This is a genomic window from Micromonospora sp. NPDC051196 (assembly GCF_040682415.1).
In the GTDB taxonomy this organism is placed as follows: Bacteria; Actinomycetota; Actinomycetes; order Mycobacteriales; family Micromonosporaceae; genus Micromonospora.
Genome location: NZ_JBFBAY010000002.1, coordinates 77,094 through 92,548, shown reverse-complemented (window position 1 = coordinate 92,548; position 15,455 = coordinate 77,094). Strand labels below are relative to the sequence as shown.

The window sequence follows — 15,455 nt, the reverse complement described above, 5'->3', positions numbered from 1 at the left end:
GCGCGCGGGGGCCGTGAGCGGGTGCCGTGGCCGGGGCGGGGGTGGGGGTTAGGGGGTGGGGGCGTCGTTGCGGATCATCAGGGCGCTGCGGAGGCCGGTGATGTCCAGGACGCGGAGCAGGAACTCGCCGACGTTGGTCAGGATGAGCAGGCTCTGGGCGTGACTGGCCTTGCGGCTGAGGACGACGAGGGTCCCGAGCCCCTGTGAGTCGCAGAAGGTGACACCGCCCAGGTCGAGCACGATCCGAGGCGGCGGCTCGGCGAGGACTTCATTTACGACGGTCGACAGCTGGGCGGCCGTGAGCATGTCGATCTCACCGGCAAGGCGTAGGACTGCTTCGTCGCCCGTTCGGTGTACGGTGATGGACAGTTCGGCACGATCCACCGGGTCAGCCTATCGCGATCTCGCCCCTCCGGCCTGTCGAGGCGAGCCGGTCCGGCCTGTCGAGGCGAGGCGGTCCGGCCTGTCGAGGCGAGGCGGCCTGGCCGGTCGAGGTGAGCCTGCTCGGGGTGGCCTTGCGCAGGTGAGCCTGGTAACCCCGATCCGGGGTGCCTGCCGGTCGCCCGGTCGACGCTGACACAATGGCGGCATCGTGACCGAGGTGACTTCCGCCGGATCCGACCGCTACCCGGTCGACGCGCCGGCCTCAGCGGCCCTGTTCGACCGCGCTTGCGCCATCGTGCCAGGCGGGGTGAATTCTCCCGTGCGTGCCTTCCGGGCCGTCGGCGGAACACCACGCTTCATGGTTCGCGGTGAGGGCCCCTGGTTGTACGACGCCGACGACCGGCGCTACGTCGATCTGGTGTGCTCGTGGGGGCCGCTGATTCTCGGCCACGCCCACCCCGAGGTGATCGCGGCGGTGCAGGCCGCCGCCGCCAACGGCACCAGCTTCGGTACGCCGACGCCCGGCGAGGTGGAGTTGGCCGCCGAGATCGTCGAGCGCACCCCGGTCGAGCAGGTTCGGCTGGTCAACTCGGGCACCGAGGCGACCATGTCGGCGATCCGGCTGGCTCGTGGCTACACCGGTCGCTCGAAGATCATCAAGTTTGCCGGCTGCTACCACGGGCACGTGGACGCGCTGCTCGCCGCCGCCGGCTCCGGCGTGGCCACCCTCGGCCTGCCCGATTCGCCGGGCGTCACCGGTGCGGCGGCCAGCGAGACGATCGTGCTGCCGTACAACGACATCGCTGCCGTCGAGGAGGCGTTCGCCGCCGAGGGTCAGCACATCGCCGCCGTGATCACCGAGGCGGCACCGGGCAACATGGGCGTGATCGCTCCCCGGGACGGCTTCAACGGGCAGTTGGCGCGGATCGCGCACGCGCACGGCGCACTGCTCATCATCGACGAGGTGATGACCGGGTTCCGGGTCTCCCGCTCCGGCTGGCACGGCCTCGACCCGGTCGAGGCGGACCTGTGGACGTACGGCAAGGTCATGGGTGGCGGGCTGCCCGCCGCGGCGTTCGGCGGGCGCGCGGAGATCATGTCGCGACTGGCCCCGGCCGGCCCGGTCTACCAGGCCGGCACGCTCTCCGGTAACCCGCTGGCCTGCGCGGCCGGGCTGACCACCCTGCGGTTGGCCGACGACGCGCTCTACCGCCGGCTGGACGAGACCGCCGCCGTCGTGGGCAAGCTCGCCGCCGATGCGCTGGCCGCCGCCGGTGTCCCGCACCGGCTGTCGTACGCGGGCAGCATGTTCTCGATCTTCTTCACCGACGCCGACGTGGTCGACTACGACAGCGCCCGCACCCAGCAGGTGCCCGCGTTCAAGGCGTTCTTCCACGCGATGCTCGCCGCTGGGGTGTACCTCCCGCCGAGCGCGTTCGAATCCTGGTTCGTGTCGGCGGCGATCGACGACGCCGCTCTGGAACAGATCGCCGCCGCCCTGCCGGTGGCGGCCAATGCGGCGGCAGCGGCAGGTACGGGGGGATAGCACGGTGAGTAAGACGGTGGTCCACGTGCTTCGGCACGGCGAGGTGCACAACCCGGACGGCATTCTCTACGGCCGGCTGCCCGGGTTCCGCCTCAGCGAACTGGGTGTCCAGATGGCCAAGGCCGCCGCGCAGGGGCTCGCCGATCGCGAGGTCGTGCACGTGGTGGCCAGCCCGCTGGAACGCGCCCAGCAGACCGCCGAACCGATCGCCGCCCAGTTCGGGCTGCCCGTCGGGGTGGACGAGCGGCTCATCGAGAGCGCCAACTGGTTCGAGGGCAAGCGGGTCTCGCCCGGCGACGGCTCCTTCCGCGACCCACGTAACTGGTGGGTGCTGCGCGACCCGGTCACCCCGTCCTGGGGCGAGGCGTACCGGGCGATCGCCGAGCGGATGTTCGCCGCGCTGCACGCCGCCCGGGTCGCCGCCGAGGGCCGCGAGGCCGTCCTGGTCTCCCATCAGCTGCCGATCTGGACGCTGCGCCGCTATGTCGAGCGCAAGCGGCTCTGGCACGACCCGCGCCGTCGCCAGTGCGGGCTGGCCTCCCTGACCACCTTCCACTTCGACGGCGCCAAGGTCGTCGGCATCGGCTACTCCGAACCGGCCGCGCATCTGGTGGCGATGTCACCGACCGCGCGGACGGCCAAGGGGGCCTGAATGGCGCTCCGGAGGCTGGCTGCCGGCCTGCTCGCCGCCGTGACCGTCGCAGCGCTGCTGACCGGCTGCGTTTCCGGCAGTGGGAAGCCGGAATGCGACAGCGAGAACGGCATCGTGCAGTGCGCCCCGGACCAGCGCTCCGCCGCTCCCAAGATCAGTGGTGAACTGCTCAAGGGCGGTACGTACGACGTGGCCGACCAGCGCGGCCAGGTCGTCGTGGTCAACTTCTGGGGTTCCTGGTGCGCGCCCTGTCGGGCGGAGGCCGAGGACCTGGAAGACACCTACCAGGCGACGAAGGCGTCCGGGGTCACCTTCCTCGGCATCAACGTGCAGGACAGCCGGGACAAGGCGATCGCCTTCGAGGAGGGCCAGGTCAGCTACCCGAGCATCTTCGACCCGGGTAGTCGGCTGGCCCTCGACATGGACATCCCGCCGAACACCATCCCGGCCACCGTCGTGCTCGACCGGGAGGGTCGGATCGCAGTGGTGATCCGGGCTGCCGTCCGGCAGGACGGCCTGCAACCCATCGTCGAGCGGATCGCCGCGGAGTCTCCCGCGCCGTCCGGCCCACGCTGATGGGCGAGACCTTCGGGCAACTCGCCGTCTCCGGCCCGCTGCTGCTCGCGGTGGGCGCGGCGGCCCTGGCCGGGCTGGTCAGCTTCCTGTCGCCCTGCGTGCTTCCGTTGATGCCGGGCTATCTGTCGTACGTCACCGGGCTGGCCGGCGCCGACCTGGAGGGCCGGAGTGACAGGCCTTCGGTCGACAGCTCCGACGCGGCGGGCGAGCGCGGCGGTGGCGTCGGCACGGTCGTACGCGCAGAACGGGTCCGGGTCGGGGTGAAGGGGCGGGTGCTCGCCGGCACGCTGCTCTTCGTCGTCGGCTTCACCGTCGTCTTCGTCTCCACCGCGATCCTGTTCAGCACCGTCGGCCGGGTCTTCTTCGACTACAAGCGCCCGTTCGAGATCGTCATCGGCGGCCTCGTGGTGCTGCTCGGGCTGGGCTACCTCGGCGTGCTGCCCGGTCTGCAGCGCGAAGTACGGATCAACCGGTTGCCCTCCGCCGGCCTGCTCGGCGCACCCGTGCTCGGCGCGGTGTTCGCGTTGACCTGGGTGCCGTGCACCGGGCCGACCCTGGCCGCGGTGCTCGGCATGGCCGCCACCAGTGGCCAGACCGATCGGGCGGTGGTGCTGGCCGTGGCGTACTGCCTCGGGCTGGGGATCCCGTTCGTCGTCTTCGGGTTGGGCTTCAACCGGCTACTCGGGGTGTTCCGGGCGATCCGGCGTAACAGCCGCTGGGTCACCCGGATCGGCGGCGTACTCCTGATCATGATCGGGCTGGCACTGGTCACCGGCGGCTGGACCAACGTCGTGATCTGGTTGCAGACCACCATCGGCGTGGGCGATTTCCAGGTGAGCATCTGATGACCGCTGTGGACGACCGACCGGCGGGCGCACCGCCCGAGACGCCTCGCCGCCGCCCCAACCCGCTGCTCGCCTTGGCGCGCAACTCGTGGCGGCAGCTGACCAGCATGCGTACCGCACTGGTGTTGCTCTTCCTGCTCGCGGTCGCCGCCATCCCGGGCTCGGTGCTGCCGCAACGCGGCGTCAACCCGGAGGACGTCCGCGACTTCTTCACCGAGCACCCCGACCTGGCGTTGTGGCTGGATCGGATCGGCGCGTTCGAGGCGTTCAGCTCGGTCTGGTTCTCCGCGATCTACCTGCTGCTGTTCACGTCGCTGATCGGGTGCATCACGCCCCGGTTGGTCGACCACGTCCGGGCGCTGCGGGCTCGGCCGCCGGCCGTACCGAAGCGGCTCGGTCGACTGCCGCAGCACACGGTGGTGCCCGCCCCCGAGGGTGGCGTGACGGCGATCGCCGAGACGCTGCGGCGCCGTCGGTGGCGGGTGGTGGTCCGGGGCGACGAGGTCTCCGCCGAGAAGGGCTACCTCAAGGAGACCGGCAACCTGATCTTCCACACCTCGATGGTGCTGGTGCTGCTCGGCGTCGCCCTTGGCTCCTGGTACGGCTGGCAGGGCAACCGCCTGCTCGTCGCCGGCGCCGACCACGTCTTCTGCAACACCCGGCAGCAGTACGCCGAGGTGAAGCTCGGCCCGCGCGTCGGCGACGACCTGCCCCGATTCTGCATGCAGTTGGACGAGTTCGACGCTCGCTTCCTGCCGACCGGTCAGCCGTCGTCCTACAACGCGAAGGTGACCGTGGACGAGGACGGCGGCGCACCTCGCGCGGCGGAGTTCTCGGTCAACTCGCCGCTGCGTCTCGACGGTGCGAACGTCTACCTGCTCGGGCACGGGTACGCCCCGGTGATCCGCTACACCGACCGGTTCGGCCGTAGCCAGACCAGCGCCGTACCGTTCCTCGGCAACGGTGACCTCGGATTGACAAGCGAAGGACTGGCCGCCTTCCCGGATGCCAACGTCAACCCGGACACCGGCGAGCGCAACCCGGACCTTCAGATGGCCTTCGACGGGCTGTACCTGCCGACCGCCCCGCAACAGCCTCCGTTCACCCGCTCCGAGCACCCGACCGAGCAGAACCCGCTGCTGGGCCTGGTGGCCTACCGGGGCAACCTGGGCCTGGACGCCGGTATCCCGGGCTCGGTGTACCAGCTCGACCAGCGCCAGGTGCGCAATGGTCGGCTCACCGAAATCGGTGCGAAGGAGCTGCGGCTCGGGGAGAGTTGGACCCTGGACGACGGCACCAAGGTCGAGTTCCTGGGCTCCGAGCCGTACATCGTGCTCTCCGTGCGGTACGACCCCGGTACGACGCTGCTGCTGGTCAGCTCGGTCGGCCTGGTGCTGGGGCTGATGGGATCGCTGTTCGTCCGGCGTCGGCGGGTCTTCGTTCGGCTGCTGCCGGCAGCCACGGTGGACCCCGCCGACGGATCTCCGACGAGCTGTAGTAGTTTGGTCGAGGTGGGCGGCCTGCCGCGTACCGAGCATCCCGGGTTCGCCGACGAATTTGCCCAGTTGGTGGCTGCTTTGCACGGCGATCGACCGGCCAACGGGGCCGACGGCGTACCGGACGCGCGAGAAGGAGCCGACTGATGTCCGCATTCTCCGACCAGATGGTGTCCATCACCACGATGGTGTACCTGCTGGCGATGATCGGTCACGCGGTGGAGTACGCCCTCGGAAACGCGCGGGCCGTGGCCGCACCCGCCCGCGAACTGGTCGGTGCGGCGGTCGGTGCCGGTGGCGTCGCGGTGGCCGAGCGGGACACGCCGGTCGCCGATTCCGCCGGGCCGACCCAGCGCACGGCACGCCGAGCCGAGCTGGCCGGTCGGATCGCGATCGCACTGACCGCGCTGGGCGCGGTGTTGCACCTGGTCGGGCTGGTCACCCGCGGTATCGCCGCCGAGCGGATGCCCTGGGGCAACATGTACGAGTTCGTGCTCACGGTCTCGTTCATCGGCGTCGCCGCCTGGTTGGTGGTGCTCTGGAAGGTGCCGTCGCTGCGCCGGCTCGGGCTGTTCCTGACCCTGGTCATGGTGCTGCTGGTGGCCACCGCCGAGCTGGTGCTCTACACGCCGATCGTGCCGTTGGTGCCGGCGCTCAACTCGTACTGGTTCGTCGTGCACGTGTCGACGATCGTGTTCGCCTCGGGGCTGTTCCTGCTCGGCGCGGTGCCGGCGGTGGCGTACCTGATGCGGGCGGGCTACGAGCAGGGCAAGCGCAGCTTCCCGTACACCCTGGCGAAGCGGCTGCCGGCGGCGGCCAGCATGGAGCGGCTCACCTTCGTCCTGCACGCCTTCGCGTTCCCGATCTTCACCTTCGCGGTGATCGCCGGGGCGGTCTGGGCCGAGGCGGCGTGGGGTCGGCCGTGGGGCTGGGACCCGAAGGAGACCTGGTCCTTCATCTCCTGGGTGATCTACGCCGGCTACCTGCACGCGCGAGCGACGCCGAGCGTGAAGCGCAACCTGGTCGCCTGGCTGGCCATCCTGGGCTTCGCGACGATGATGATGAACCTCTTCGGCGTCAACATCTTCTTCACGGGCCTGCACTCGTACGCCGACGTGTAGGCCGACGGATCGCGCGCGGTTACGCCGGAACTGCGGTAACCAAGCGCAACTGATGCCGCCGTCCCGGCGCAACCGGTGTCAGTTCTCGTGGTCTGCTCGGCCGCTGGGCAGGTCGAGTGCGGCGTCGATCGCGTCCAGCACCTCCGGCTTGTCCGCCCCGGCGCTGCCTAGCAGGTCGACGACCACCATCCGGATGTGGCCGACGACCGTGCTGACCGGCAGGGGCTGCTCGTGCCGGACCAACGGGGTCATCGCCCGGACGGTGTCGAGCGCCACCGCAACCGCCTGCTCGACGTGCCGGTCGGCCGTGTCGCCCGCGCCGGCGACGACGGCGGCGAGCACCGCGGCGGCGCAGCCGGCCAGGCGGTTCAGCCCGGCCAGCGCGGCGACGAGCTGCGGTGGCGACGGGTGCGGCAGCCGGGCCAGCACCAACGCCGAGCGCGCCAGCGTACGGGTGTTGCGGACGGCGTAGTCGACCTGGCCGGCGGCGCTCCGGGCGGCATCGACACGGGACCGGCTGCGCCGTTCCCAGACTGCCAGGCGCAGGTTCTCGTCGGCGACCGACACTGCCCGGCGCAGCGCTGCGGTACGCGAGTCCAGTTGCTGAGCCCGCCCGAACGCGTTGACGGCCGCCTGCTCGTCGTGCCGCTGCACCGCCTGACAGATGTCGTCCAGCACGCCGGACAGCTCCGCGAACGTCCGCCGCCCTTCGGTTTCCAGCGGCCCGAGCGGCGACTGCGCGCCGACGATCTGGCTGATCAGCAACGCGATCGAGCCGCCGATCAGCGCGTCGTAGAGGCGGGTCGGCTCCAGCTCCCCGCCCGGCGGCACCACGGCGACCAGGAAGAGTGCGGACGTGGTCAACTGGTTGCGGACGACGCCGGGAGAACCGGCGGCGACCGTTATCCCGGCCGAGGCGAGGATGACCACGAAGATGGCGGCGGTGGAGCGGGCGCCGAACATCCAGACGACGACCTCACCGAGGATCACGCCGACGGCGATACCGGCCAGGACCCGCAGGGCCCGGCGCAGCCGTACGCCCCGGGCCTGCGACAGGACGATCAGCGCGGCGGCCGGTGCGTAGAACGCCGAGGGGTCACCGCTACCGTGCGGGCCGCCGAGCAGGCGACTGGCGACGAACCAGGAGGCGGTGGTGGCCAGGGTCACCTCGACCACGAGCAGCCAGCTGTCACGCAGTCGGCTTCCGGCGGTCCGGAACCAGTTCGTCACCCGGGACACGCCGTTCAACGAGGTGACCGGGGGTTCCGTCGCTGTCGCCCGGTTTTGGCGCAGGCTGTGGTGGAACGCACACCATGCCGCCCACACCACCTGACCCGGGCGGCCGGAACGGCAACACGGTGGGGGAGACTTGCTGACATGGCTGCTCGTGGGTTCCCGTACACCGATCTCAAGGATTTCCTGGCGGCGCTGGAGCGCGCCGGTGAACTGCGCCGGGTCGGCGTACCGGTCGATCCGACACTGGAGATCAGCGAGGTGGTGACCCGTACGGTCCGCGCCGATGGGCCGGCGCTGCTGTTCGAGCGGCCGACCCGGGGCGACATGCCGGTGGCGATCAACCTGTTCGGCACCGAGAAGCGGACCGCGATGGCGCTCGGCGTCGAGTCACTCGACGAGATCGGCAACCGGATCGGCGAGATGCTCAAGCCGGAACTGCCGATGGGCTTCTCCGGCATGATGGGTGGCCTGGGCAAGGTGATGCAGCTCAAGTCGATGCCGCCCAAGAAGGTCAAGACCGCGCCCTGCCAGCAGGTGGTCTACCGGGGTGACGACGTCGACCTGAACCGGCTGCCCGGACTTCAGGTGTGGCCCGGTGACGGCGGGATCTTCCACAACTTCGGGCTGACCCACACCAAGCACCCGGAGACCGGCAAGCGCAACCTCGGGTTGTATCGGCTCCAGCAGCACAGCCACAACACCCTCGGCATGCACTGGCAGATCCACAAGAACTCCACCGCCCACCACGCCGTCGCCGAGCGGCTCGGCCAGCGGCTGCCGGTCGCCATCGCGATCGGCTGCGACCCGGTGGTCAGCTACTCGTCGAGCGCGCCGCTCCCCGCCGACATCGACGAATACCTGTTCGCCGGGTTCCTGCGCGGCGAGCGGGTGGAGATGGTGGACTGCTTGACCGTGCCGTTGCAGGTGCCGGCGCACGCCCAGGTGGTGCTGGAGGGCTACCTGGAGCCGGGCGAGCGGCTGCCGGAGGGCCCGTTCGGCGACCACACCGGCTTCTACACCCCGGTCGAGCCGTTCCCGGTGCTGCACGTCGAGGCGATGACCATGCAGCGTGACCCGGTGTACCACTCGATCGTCACCTCGAAGCCGCCGCAGGAGGACCACGGCCTCGGCAAGGCCACCGAGCGGATCTTCGCGCCGCTGCTGCGGTTCCTCATCCCGGACATCGTCGACTACGACCTGCCGGCCGCCGGGGTCTTCCACAACTGTGCGATCGTGTCGATCCGCAAGCGCTACCCGAAGCACGCGCAGAAGGTGATGAACGCGATCTGGGGCGCGCACATGATGTCGCTGACCAAGCTGATCGTGATCGTGGACGAGGACTGCGACGTGCACGACTACCGAGAGGTCGCGTTCCGCGCCTTCGGCAACGTCGACTACGCCCGGGACCTGCTGCTCACCGAGGGTCCGGTGGACCACCTCGACCACTCCTCGTACCAGCAGTTCTGGGGAGGCAAGGCCGGCATCGACGCCACCCGCAAGCTCCCCACCGAGGGCTACACCCGAGGCTGGCCCGAGGAAATGACCATGACCCCCGAGGTGGTCTCGCTGGTCGACAAGCGCTGGAAGGAGTACGGCATCTGATGGCGCCCCCCTCCTCCCCCGCTACCCCCTCCTCCCCCTCCCCCTCCTCCCCCGACGCCGCCGATCCCCGCGATCTTGCACTTTCGGTCGCTGATTCGTCCGCTTCGCCCAGCTCTGTCCCGACGGAAAGTGCAAGATCGCGGGGGCGGGTGAAGGCGTTCCTGCGGCTTGTGGCGATTGAGCACTCGGTGTTCGCGTTGCCGTTCGCTTATCTGTCGGCGTTGACTGCGATGGCGGTCAACGGGGGGCGGGTGCGGTGGGGGGATCTGGCGCTGATCACTGTGGCGATGGTGGGGGCGCGGACGTTCGCGATGGCCGCCAACCGGATCCTGGATCGGCGGATCGACGCGCGGAATCCGCGTACCGCCAATCGGGAGCTGGTGACCGGGGCGGTGAGCCTGCGGACGGCCTGGACCGGCGCGGGCGTGGCGCTGGTGGTCTTCCTGGCCGCCGCCGCCCTGCTCAACCCGCTCTGCCTGGTGCTGGCGCCGCTGGCGGTGGTGCCGCTGATCGTCTACCCGTACGGCAAACGGTTCACCAACTGGCCGCACGCGATCCTGGGCATCGCCCAGATGGTCGGCCCGGTCGGCGCCTGGCTCGCGGTGACCGGCACCTTCGCCGGCTCCGGCCCGGCCTGGCTGCTCGGCGCCGCCGTCGGCCTGTGGATCGGTGGCTTCGACCTGATCTACGCCTGCCAGGACGCCGAAGTGGATCGGGAGATCGGGGTGCACAGCGTGCCGGCCCGGTACGGGCTGCGGTTCGCGCTGCACGCCTCCACCGTGGCGCACGTGGTGACGTTCGTGCTGTTCGGCTGGTTCGGTGCGCTGGTCGGCTTCGGCTGGCTCTGGTGGATCGGGCTGGCGCTGACCGCGATCGCCTTCGGCTACCAGCATCTGGTGGTCAAGCCGACCGACCTCAGCCGGGTCAACCGGGCGTTCTTCACCGCCAACGGTTTCGTCGGCATCGCCCTGTTCGTCTTCGCCCTGCTCGACCTGGTGATCCGCCTGGGCCTGCGCCCCTGACCCCACTCTCGGACACGCCGCCGGTAACGAACGCGGCGCCAGCGCCGCGATGTTAAGAGGGGGCCCCTTTACTACCGGAGGCGTTAAGAAGGGGCCCTTCCTTACCCGCGTAGCGGGTGCTCTCCAGGGTCCAGTCGATGGTGCCGCGTACGGCGCGGGCGACCCCGTCGAGATGGGCGGCAACGGCCACGTCCAGCGCCGGACCGAACGACGGAACCGCCGCGCGTAGGGTGACGAACCGCCGCATCGACTCGTGCCAGCGTCGCATCACCAACTCGACTGCGTCGTCCGTCGACACCCTGCGCTCGGCAGCCATCGCGAGGACGAGGTTGTGCCCTCCCGAACTGCCCGCGTCCCGGGTCAGTGAGGCGAGGTCGTTGTACCAGGAGAGCAGGTCGTTGCCGAGGTCGCGCAGGTCGTGCAGCAGCGGGTGGTGGTAGACGGCGTCGGGCAGCGGTCGCCCGGTGACGAATTCCGCCAGTGGATAGGACACGTCCGCCGCCGAGGTGGCCCGGCGCAGCGCGACATACTCGGCGACGCCGGGCGCGTGGCCGCCGGACTTGTTCGCCGCCTCCTGCCAGGTGCCGTCGAGGTGCCGGGCCACCGCGTCGGCGAAGCGCAGCCGCCAGCGGACCGGCATCCGGCGGCGCGGCTCCTGCCAGGCGCTGACCAGCAGCCGGCGCAGTGGGCCACGCAACCCGGGGTGCTGCTGCCGGGGATGCCCTCGCAGCAGCAGCAGCACCGCGCCGTCCCGCAGCCTGCGGATGTCGGCCACGTCGAGCTGGCCGGGCCGGTCGCAGGCGTCGTCGACCAGGAAGAACCAGGTAAACAACGCCGACAGTACGCGCAAATCGGCCTCGGTTGCGTCCGGGTGGAGCCGGCCTGCGTAGTGGGCGAAGCCGGCACCGGCCAGCCGCTGCCGGGCCGGCTCGTCGAGCGGCAGCCCGGTCTGCGGCAGCCAGCCGATCAGCCACCGCTGCGTGTCGTCGGCGTACGGTGACTGCCGGGGCGGAACCGGACAGGCATCGCGTAGCGCCGGCAGGTACTCATCAGCGCGTAGCGCCGGCAGGGTGTGGTCGGCCATCCCGGATCCTCTCCCGCACGCCCACGCTGTTCGCCTGCTCACGCGTTCGGCCTCGGGCAGCATGCCAGGTCGTGATCGGTCGCCGCGTTCCGGCCGGACATCTCTGCTGCAAGGGGCCGGTCTGCGGCAGATCGGGCGGAGCCGTCTCGGGGTGCCTGCCCGACGGCGGGTGGCGACCAGGCAGGCTTGAGGCATGCGTGAACCATGGGTGGTCGGGGTGTCCGGGGCGTCGGGTACGCCGTACGCGGCTGCGGTCGTACGCGGGCTGCTCGATGCCGGAGAGCCGGTGGACCTGATCGTCTCCCGGGCTGCCCGGCTGACCGTCCTCGACGAGACCGGGCGTCCGTTCCGCGACGCGCACTGGGCCGAGGACTTGTCTGCCTGGCTCGGCCGTGACCTCGACGGCGCGGATGTGCGGCACTGGCCCGCCGGCGACCTGGCGGCGGGTCCCAGCAGCGGTTCCTATCCGGTGCGTGGGATGGCCGTGGTGCCGGCGAGCACGGCGGCCTGTGCCGGCATCGCGATCGGGCTGTCCAAGGATCTGTTGCAGCGGGCCGCCGAGGTCAACCTCAAGGAGCGCCGGCAGGTGGTCGTGGTGCCGCGCGAGACACCGGTGACCCGTAGCCACCTGGAACACCTGATCGCGTTGCACGATGCCGGCGCGGTGGTGCTGCCGGCCAGTCCCGGCTTCTACGGCGCGGGAGCCGCCGCTTCGGCGGCGCAGCTGGTGGATTTCGTGGCGGGCAAGGTGCTCGACGTTCTTGGCGTGCCGCACACCCTGTTTCGCCGGTGGGCCGGAAAGTTGAACGCGGACCGGACCTGACGAGCCGGTCCGCGTTCGATCCGCAACATTCAGTACATGCCGGCGTTGGCCGGGCCCGGTCCGGTCGTGGCGGTCGGGCCCGTATTGCGCGCTCTGCCCATCTCGTCCGCCTCTTCCAGCATGCCCTCCCCTTCAAGCAGGGCCCGCACCTCGGATTCCCGAAACCGGCGATGCCCTCCTGGAGTCCGGATGCTGCCGATCCGGCCCGCCGCCGCCCAGCGCGTCACGGTCTTCGGGTCAACCCGAAACAGCGCGGCGACCTCACCCGGTGTCAGCAGGCGATCTCCAGTGTCCACAGCCCCCTCCTCGCGTCGACGAAGCCCCCGGCTGAACACACTGCCCCCGGCCGGTGCGAGCCCAGAGCCGTCATGAGGGACGTATGGCAATTACAGCACCAGCGACCTGGCGTGTCCGCCAAACGCGAAAAATGCACTGAGTGGGAAGTTAGTAATGGTACCGGCGCCCCGCCCTTTGGACCCTTGGTATGCGAACTGTAACGCTCGGTAATACTCAACGGGTGCCGGCGTCCTGGTGTCACGCGGCGGCGACTAGGGTCTACAGTCCGTGGACGCCATCGACCTCGCCCTCGTGGACCTGCTTCGCGGCAACGCCCGCCTGTCGTACGCCGAACTCGCCCGCCAGGTCGGCCTCTCCGCTCCAGCCGTGCACGAACGTGTCGGCAAGCTGGAGTCCGGCGGGGTGATCCGGGCCTACCGGGCCGAGGTCGAGCCGGAAACCATCGGGCTGGCCGTGACCGCTCTGATCAGCATCGTCGAGGACTCCGGCGCGGACACCGACGACGTGCTGGAGGCGTTTCGCGCCATGCCCGAGATCGAGTCCTGCTACTTCATGGCCGGCGTCGAGTCCTTCCTGCTCAAAGCCCGGGTGAGCACCATCGCCGAACTGGAGCAGTTGATCGTGCGGCTGAACCGTACGCCCGGCGTGGCCTCGACCCGTACCAGCATCGCGCTGTCGACAAAGTGGGAGAACCGCCCGCAGCCGGTCGGGTCGTCCTCATCCTGAACGCCCGGCTCCCAGTTCCGCTTGCTAGGTTCCGACCGTGACTCATCTCGACCGGTGTGACGAGGCGAGCCGGCGGTGGGTGACCGAGGCGATCGCCGCCGTCGAGGCCGACGCGAACCGGTCCGCCGACACCCACCTGCTGCCGTTTCCGCTGCCTCGGCGCTGGGGCATCGACCTCTATCTGAAGGACGAGTCGGTCCACCCGACCGGATCGCTGAAGCACCGCCTGGCCCGCTCGCTGTTCCTCTACGGGCTCTGCAACGGCTGGATCGGGCCGGACACCACCATCGTGGAGGCGTCGTCCGGCTCCACGGCCGTCTCCGAGGCGTACTTCGCCCGGATGCTGGACCTGCCTTTCATCGCGGTGATGCCCGCCTCCACCTCGCCGGAGAAGATCGCGCAGATCGAGTTCCAGGGCGGCCGGTGCCATCTGGTCGAGGATCCGGCGAAGGTGGTCATCGAGGCGCGCTGGCTGGCCGAGGACTCCGGCGGGCACTACATGGACCAGTTCACCTACGCCGAGCGGGCCACCGACTGGCGGGGCAACAACAACATCGCCGAGTCGATCTACGCACAGCTGGCCCTGGAACGTCATCCCGTACCGGCATGGGTGGTGGTCGGTGCCGGCACCGGCGGCACCAGCGCCACCATCGGACGGTACGCCCGCTACCGGCGGCTGCCCACCAAGCTCTGTGTGGTCGACCCGGAGAACTCGGCGTTCTACCCCGCCTGGCAGGCGGCGGACTGGTCGGTGGGCACCGGGCGGGGCTCCCGGATCGAGGGAATCGGCCGCCCCACCGTCGAAGCGTCGTTCCTGCCCTCGGTGGTGGACCGGATGGTGCGGGTACCGGACGCCGCCTCGCTGGCCGCCATGCGCTCCGGTTCGGCGGTGCTGGGCCGACGGGTGGGTGGCTCGACCGGCACCAACCTGTGGGGCGCCTTCGGACTGATCGCCGAACTGCTGGCCGCCGGTCAGACCGGCTCGGTGGTCACCCTGATCTGCGACGCGGGCGACCGGTACGCCGACACGTACTACGCCGACGAGTGGGTGGCGGCGCAGGGCCTGGACCTGGCCCCGCACCTGGCCACGATCAAACGTTTCCTGACCGACGGCAGTTGGCCGGCCTAACTACCGCTCCTAGCTTCCGCTCGGCCTAGCTTTCGCTCGGGCTGGCGAGGGGTCGAGCTTTCGCTCCGGCTGCCCGACGGGGTCGGGCGCGGTAAGTCGTCAGCGGGTCGTGGAGAGCTGCGCCAGGCCCGGGTAATGCCGGACGAAGCCGTCGGCGTCCATCTCGATGTCGGCGCTGAAGCCGCCGCTGGCGTACCGGAATCGGGTCGGGCCCAGCCCGGTGTAGACCTGCTCGGCGGGCAGCACCGTGAGGCTCGGCACCAGCACCCACACGACGCTGATCGGATAGCTGGTGTCGGCAGGCTGGTCAGCGAGCCGGAGCCGGCGTACCGGCAGCGTGTTGAACAGCGGCGAGCCGCCCAGGTCCACGTCGAGAGCGTCGGCCAACCGATCCGGATCCTCGACGCCGGGCAGCCCGGCCGGCGCATGCCCGGCGGCGGCGAGGGCCGCGTCCAGGTCACCCTGCTCGGCGGCGGTCACCCGCCATCGATCAGCGGCCCGTTCCAGGCGTACGCTGCGCCGCCACCCCGCTCCCTCGACCTCGACCTCGACCCGGACGCTCGCCCACTGCGGGTCGGTCAGCAGCTGGTAGCGGCAGGTGTAGGGAATCGGGTCGGCGGCCAGTTGCGTGCCATGTGCCGCCAGTCCGTGACTGTCATCAGCGAGGGCATGTTCGGCACCGGCGGTGTCGATCCGGGTCCACAGCAGCGACTTCGAAATGGTCGGCATGAATCGGACGTTACGCCACCCGGCCCAGGGGCGGCAGCGCCTTTGCTCCGAACACCAGTCACCCGCTCCACACCTGCCTGATCGGGCTGACTTGATCAGGTGTGTCGGCTGGCTTGATCGTGTGTGTCGGGCCGGCTTAATCGTGCTCGGGCTGCTCGATCGCGTGTGTCGGTGGCTTGATCGTGCT

At 70.3% G+C, this 15,455-nt stretch carries 16 protein-coding genes; 11 read left to right on the top strand and 5 right to left on the bottom strand.

All coding sequences use genetic code 11. The features are described from left to right. Positions 1–48: 48 nt before the first annotated feature. Positions 49–384, bottom strand: coding sequence for an STAS domain-containing protein (locus AB0M35_RS06175; RefSeq protein ID WP_013730973.1), 336 nt, complete (start codon positions 382–384; stop codon positions 49–51). 208 nt (positions 385–592) lie between these two features. Here AB0M35_RS06175 and hemL point away from each other — a divergent pair, with 208 nt between their 5' ends. The 6 genes from hemL to ccsB are packed head-to-tail and all read left to right on the top strand — an operon-like array spanning position 593 to position 6,620. Beyond that, the gene (gene hemL, locus AB0M35_RS06170) at positions 593–1,930 is read left to right on the top strand and encodes a glutamate-1-semialdehyde 2,1-aminomutase (RefSeq protein WP_363742175.1); all 1,338 of its coding nucleotides are present in this window, start codon (positions 593–595) and stop codon (positions 1,928–1,930) included. Then, a complete protein-coding gene (locus tag AB0M35_RS06165) occupies positions 1,899–2,582 on the top strand; it encodes a histidine phosphatase family protein (protein ID WP_363742173.1) in 684 nt (227 codons plus the stop codon). Before hemL ends, AB0M35_RS06165 begins: the two co-directional genes overlap by 32 nt. After that, positions 2,583–3,158, top strand: coding sequence for a TlpA disulfide reductase family protein (locus AB0M35_RS06160; RefSeq protein ID WP_363742171.1), 576 nt, complete (start codon positions 2,583–2,585; stop codon positions 3,156–3,158). After that, positions 3,158–4,003, top strand: coding sequence for a cytochrome c biogenesis protein CcdA (locus tag AB0M35_RS06155; protein ID WP_363742168.1), 846 nt, complete (start codon positions 3,158–3,160; stop codon positions 4,001–4,003). The genes AB0M35_RS06160 and AB0M35_RS06155 overlap by 1 nt, the downstream gene beginning before the upstream one ends. Further along, entirely contained in the window at positions 4,003–5,646 is a 1,644-nt protein-coding gene (locus AB0M35_RS06150; RefSeq protein ID WP_363742166.1) for a cytochrome c biogenesis protein ResB, read from the top strand. Before AB0M35_RS06155 ends, AB0M35_RS06150 begins: the two co-directional genes overlap by 1 nt. Beyond that, a complete protein-coding gene (gene ccsB / locus AB0M35_RS06145) occupies positions 5,646–6,620 on the top strand; it encodes a c-type cytochrome biogenesis protein CcsB (protein ID WP_363742164.1) in 975 nt (324 codons plus the stop codon). The genes AB0M35_RS06150 and ccsB overlap by 1 nt, the downstream gene beginning before the upstream one ends. A gap of 78 nt (positions 6,621–6,698) precedes the next feature. On the opposite strand, the gene AB0M35_RS06140 is transcribed toward ccsB, so the two are convergent. Next, entirely contained in the window at positions 6,699–7,850 is a 1,152-nt protein-coding gene (locus tag AB0M35_RS06140) for an FUSC family protein (RefSeq protein ID WP_363742162.1), read from the bottom strand. Positions 7,851–7,997: 147 nt separating this feature from the next. Here AB0M35_RS06140 and AB0M35_RS06135 point away from each other — a divergent pair, with 147 nt between their 5' ends. Both AB0M35_RS06135 and mqnP read left to right on the top strand, forming a co-directional pair. After that, positions 7,998–9,458, top strand: coding sequence for a menaquinone biosynthesis decarboxylase (locus tag AB0M35_RS06135; RefSeq protein ID WP_363742161.1), 1,461 nt, complete (start codon positions 7,998–8,000; stop codon positions 9,456–9,458). Continuing rightward, entirely contained in the window at positions 9,458–10,480 is a 1,023-nt protein-coding gene (gene mqnP / locus AB0M35_RS06130) for a menaquinone biosynthesis prenyltransferase MqnP (protein ID WP_363742160.1), read from the top strand. Before AB0M35_RS06135 ends, mqnP begins: the two co-directional genes overlap by 1 nt. A 52-nt stretch (positions 10,481–10,532) precedes the next feature. Here mqnP and AB0M35_RS06125 read toward each other — a convergent pair whose 3' ends face one another. Then, the gene (locus tag AB0M35_RS06125) at positions 10,533–11,564 is read right to left on the bottom strand and encodes a terpene synthase (protein WP_363742159.1); all 1,032 of its coding nucleotides are present in this window, start codon (positions 11,562–11,564) and stop codon (positions 10,533–10,535) included. A 193-nt stretch (positions 11,565–11,757) separates the two neighbouring features. On the opposite strand from AB0M35_RS06125, the gene AB0M35_RS06120 reads away from it, so the two are divergent. Next, positions 11,758–12,387 carry a UbiX family flavin prenyltransferase gene (locus tag AB0M35_RS06120; RefSeq protein ID WP_363742158.1) on the top strand — a complete coding sequence of 210 codons (630 nt, stop codon included), beginning with the start codon at positions 11,758–11,760 and terminating at the stop codon, positions 12,385–12,387. A gap of 29 nt (positions 12,388–12,416) precedes the next feature. On the opposite strand, the gene AB0M35_RS06115 is transcribed toward AB0M35_RS06120, so the two are convergent. Next, positions 12,417–12,683: a BldC family transcriptional regulator gene (locus tag AB0M35_RS06115; RefSeq protein ID WP_363742157.1), complete on the bottom strand. Its 267-nt coding sequence runs from the start codon at positions 12,681–12,683 to the stop codon at positions 12,417–12,419. A 268-nt stretch (positions 12,684–12,951) separates the two neighbouring features. On the opposite strand from AB0M35_RS06115, the gene AB0M35_RS06110 reads away from it, so the two are divergent. Together AB0M35_RS06110 and AB0M35_RS06105 are read left to right on the top strand one after the other, a co-directional pair. Then, a complete protein-coding gene (locus tag AB0M35_RS06110; RefSeq protein ID WP_363742155.1) occupies positions 12,952–13,410 on the top strand; it encodes an Lrp/AsnC family transcriptional regulator in 459 nt (152 codons plus the stop codon). 37 nt (positions 13,411–13,447) lie between these two features. Next, positions 13,448–14,539, top strand: coding sequence for a PLP-dependent cysteine synthase family protein (locus AB0M35_RS06105; protein ID WP_363742153.1), 1,092 nt, complete (start codon positions 13,448–13,450; stop codon positions 14,537–14,539). 99 nt (positions 14,540–14,638) lie between these two features. On the opposite strand, the gene AB0M35_RS06100 is transcribed toward AB0M35_RS06105, so the two are convergent. After that, complete coding sequence (locus AB0M35_RS06100; protein WP_363742151.1) at positions 14,639–15,268, bottom strand: putative glycolipid-binding domain-containing protein; 630 nt, start codon at positions 15,266–15,268, stop codon at positions 14,639–14,641. Positions 15,269–15,455: the final 187 nt, after the last annotated feature.

Excerpts from the sequence above, each read along its gene's own strand:
- AB0M35_RS06165 (WP_363742173.1), top strand. The coding sequence starts at position 1,899 with ATGCGGCGGCAGCGGCAGGTACGGGGGGATAGCACGGTGAGTAAGACG.
- AB0M35_RS06160 (WP_363742171.1), top strand. The coding sequence starts at position 2,583 with ATGGCGCTCCGGAGGCTGGCTGCCGGCCTGCTCGCCGCCGTGACCGTC.
- AB0M35_RS06155 (WP_363742168.1), top strand. The coding sequence starts at position 3,158 with ATGGGCGAGACCTTCGGGCAACTCGCCGTCTCCGGCCCGCTGCTGCTC.
- AB0M35_RS06150 (WP_363742166.1), top strand. The coding sequence starts at position 4,003 with ATGACCGCTGTGGACGACCGACCGGCGGGCGCACCGCCCGAGACGCCT.
- ccsB (WP_363742164.1), top strand. The coding sequence starts at position 5,646 with ATGTCCGCATTCTCCGACCAGATGGTGTCCATCACCACGATGGTGTAC.
- AB0M35_RS06135 (WP_363742161.1), top strand. The coding sequence starts at position 7,998 with ATGGCTGCTCGTGGGTTCCCGTACACCGATCTCAAGGATTTCCTGGCG.
- mqnP (WP_363742160.1), top strand. The coding sequence starts at position 9,458 with ATGGCGCCCCCCTCCTCCCCCGCTACCCCCTCCTCCCCCTCCCCCTCC.
- AB0M35_RS06125 (WP_363742159.1), bottom strand. The coding sequence starts at position 11,564 with ATGGCCGACCACACCCTGCCGGCGCTACGCGCTGATGAGTACCTGCCG.
- AB0M35_RS06120 (WP_363742158.1), top strand. The coding sequence starts at position 11,758 with ATGCGTGAACCATGGGTGGTCGGGGTGTCCGGGGCGTCGGGTACGCCG.
- AB0M35_RS06100 (WP_363742151.1), bottom strand. The coding sequence starts at position 15,268 with ATGCCGACCATTTCGAAGTCGCTGCTGTGGACCCGGATCGACACCGCC.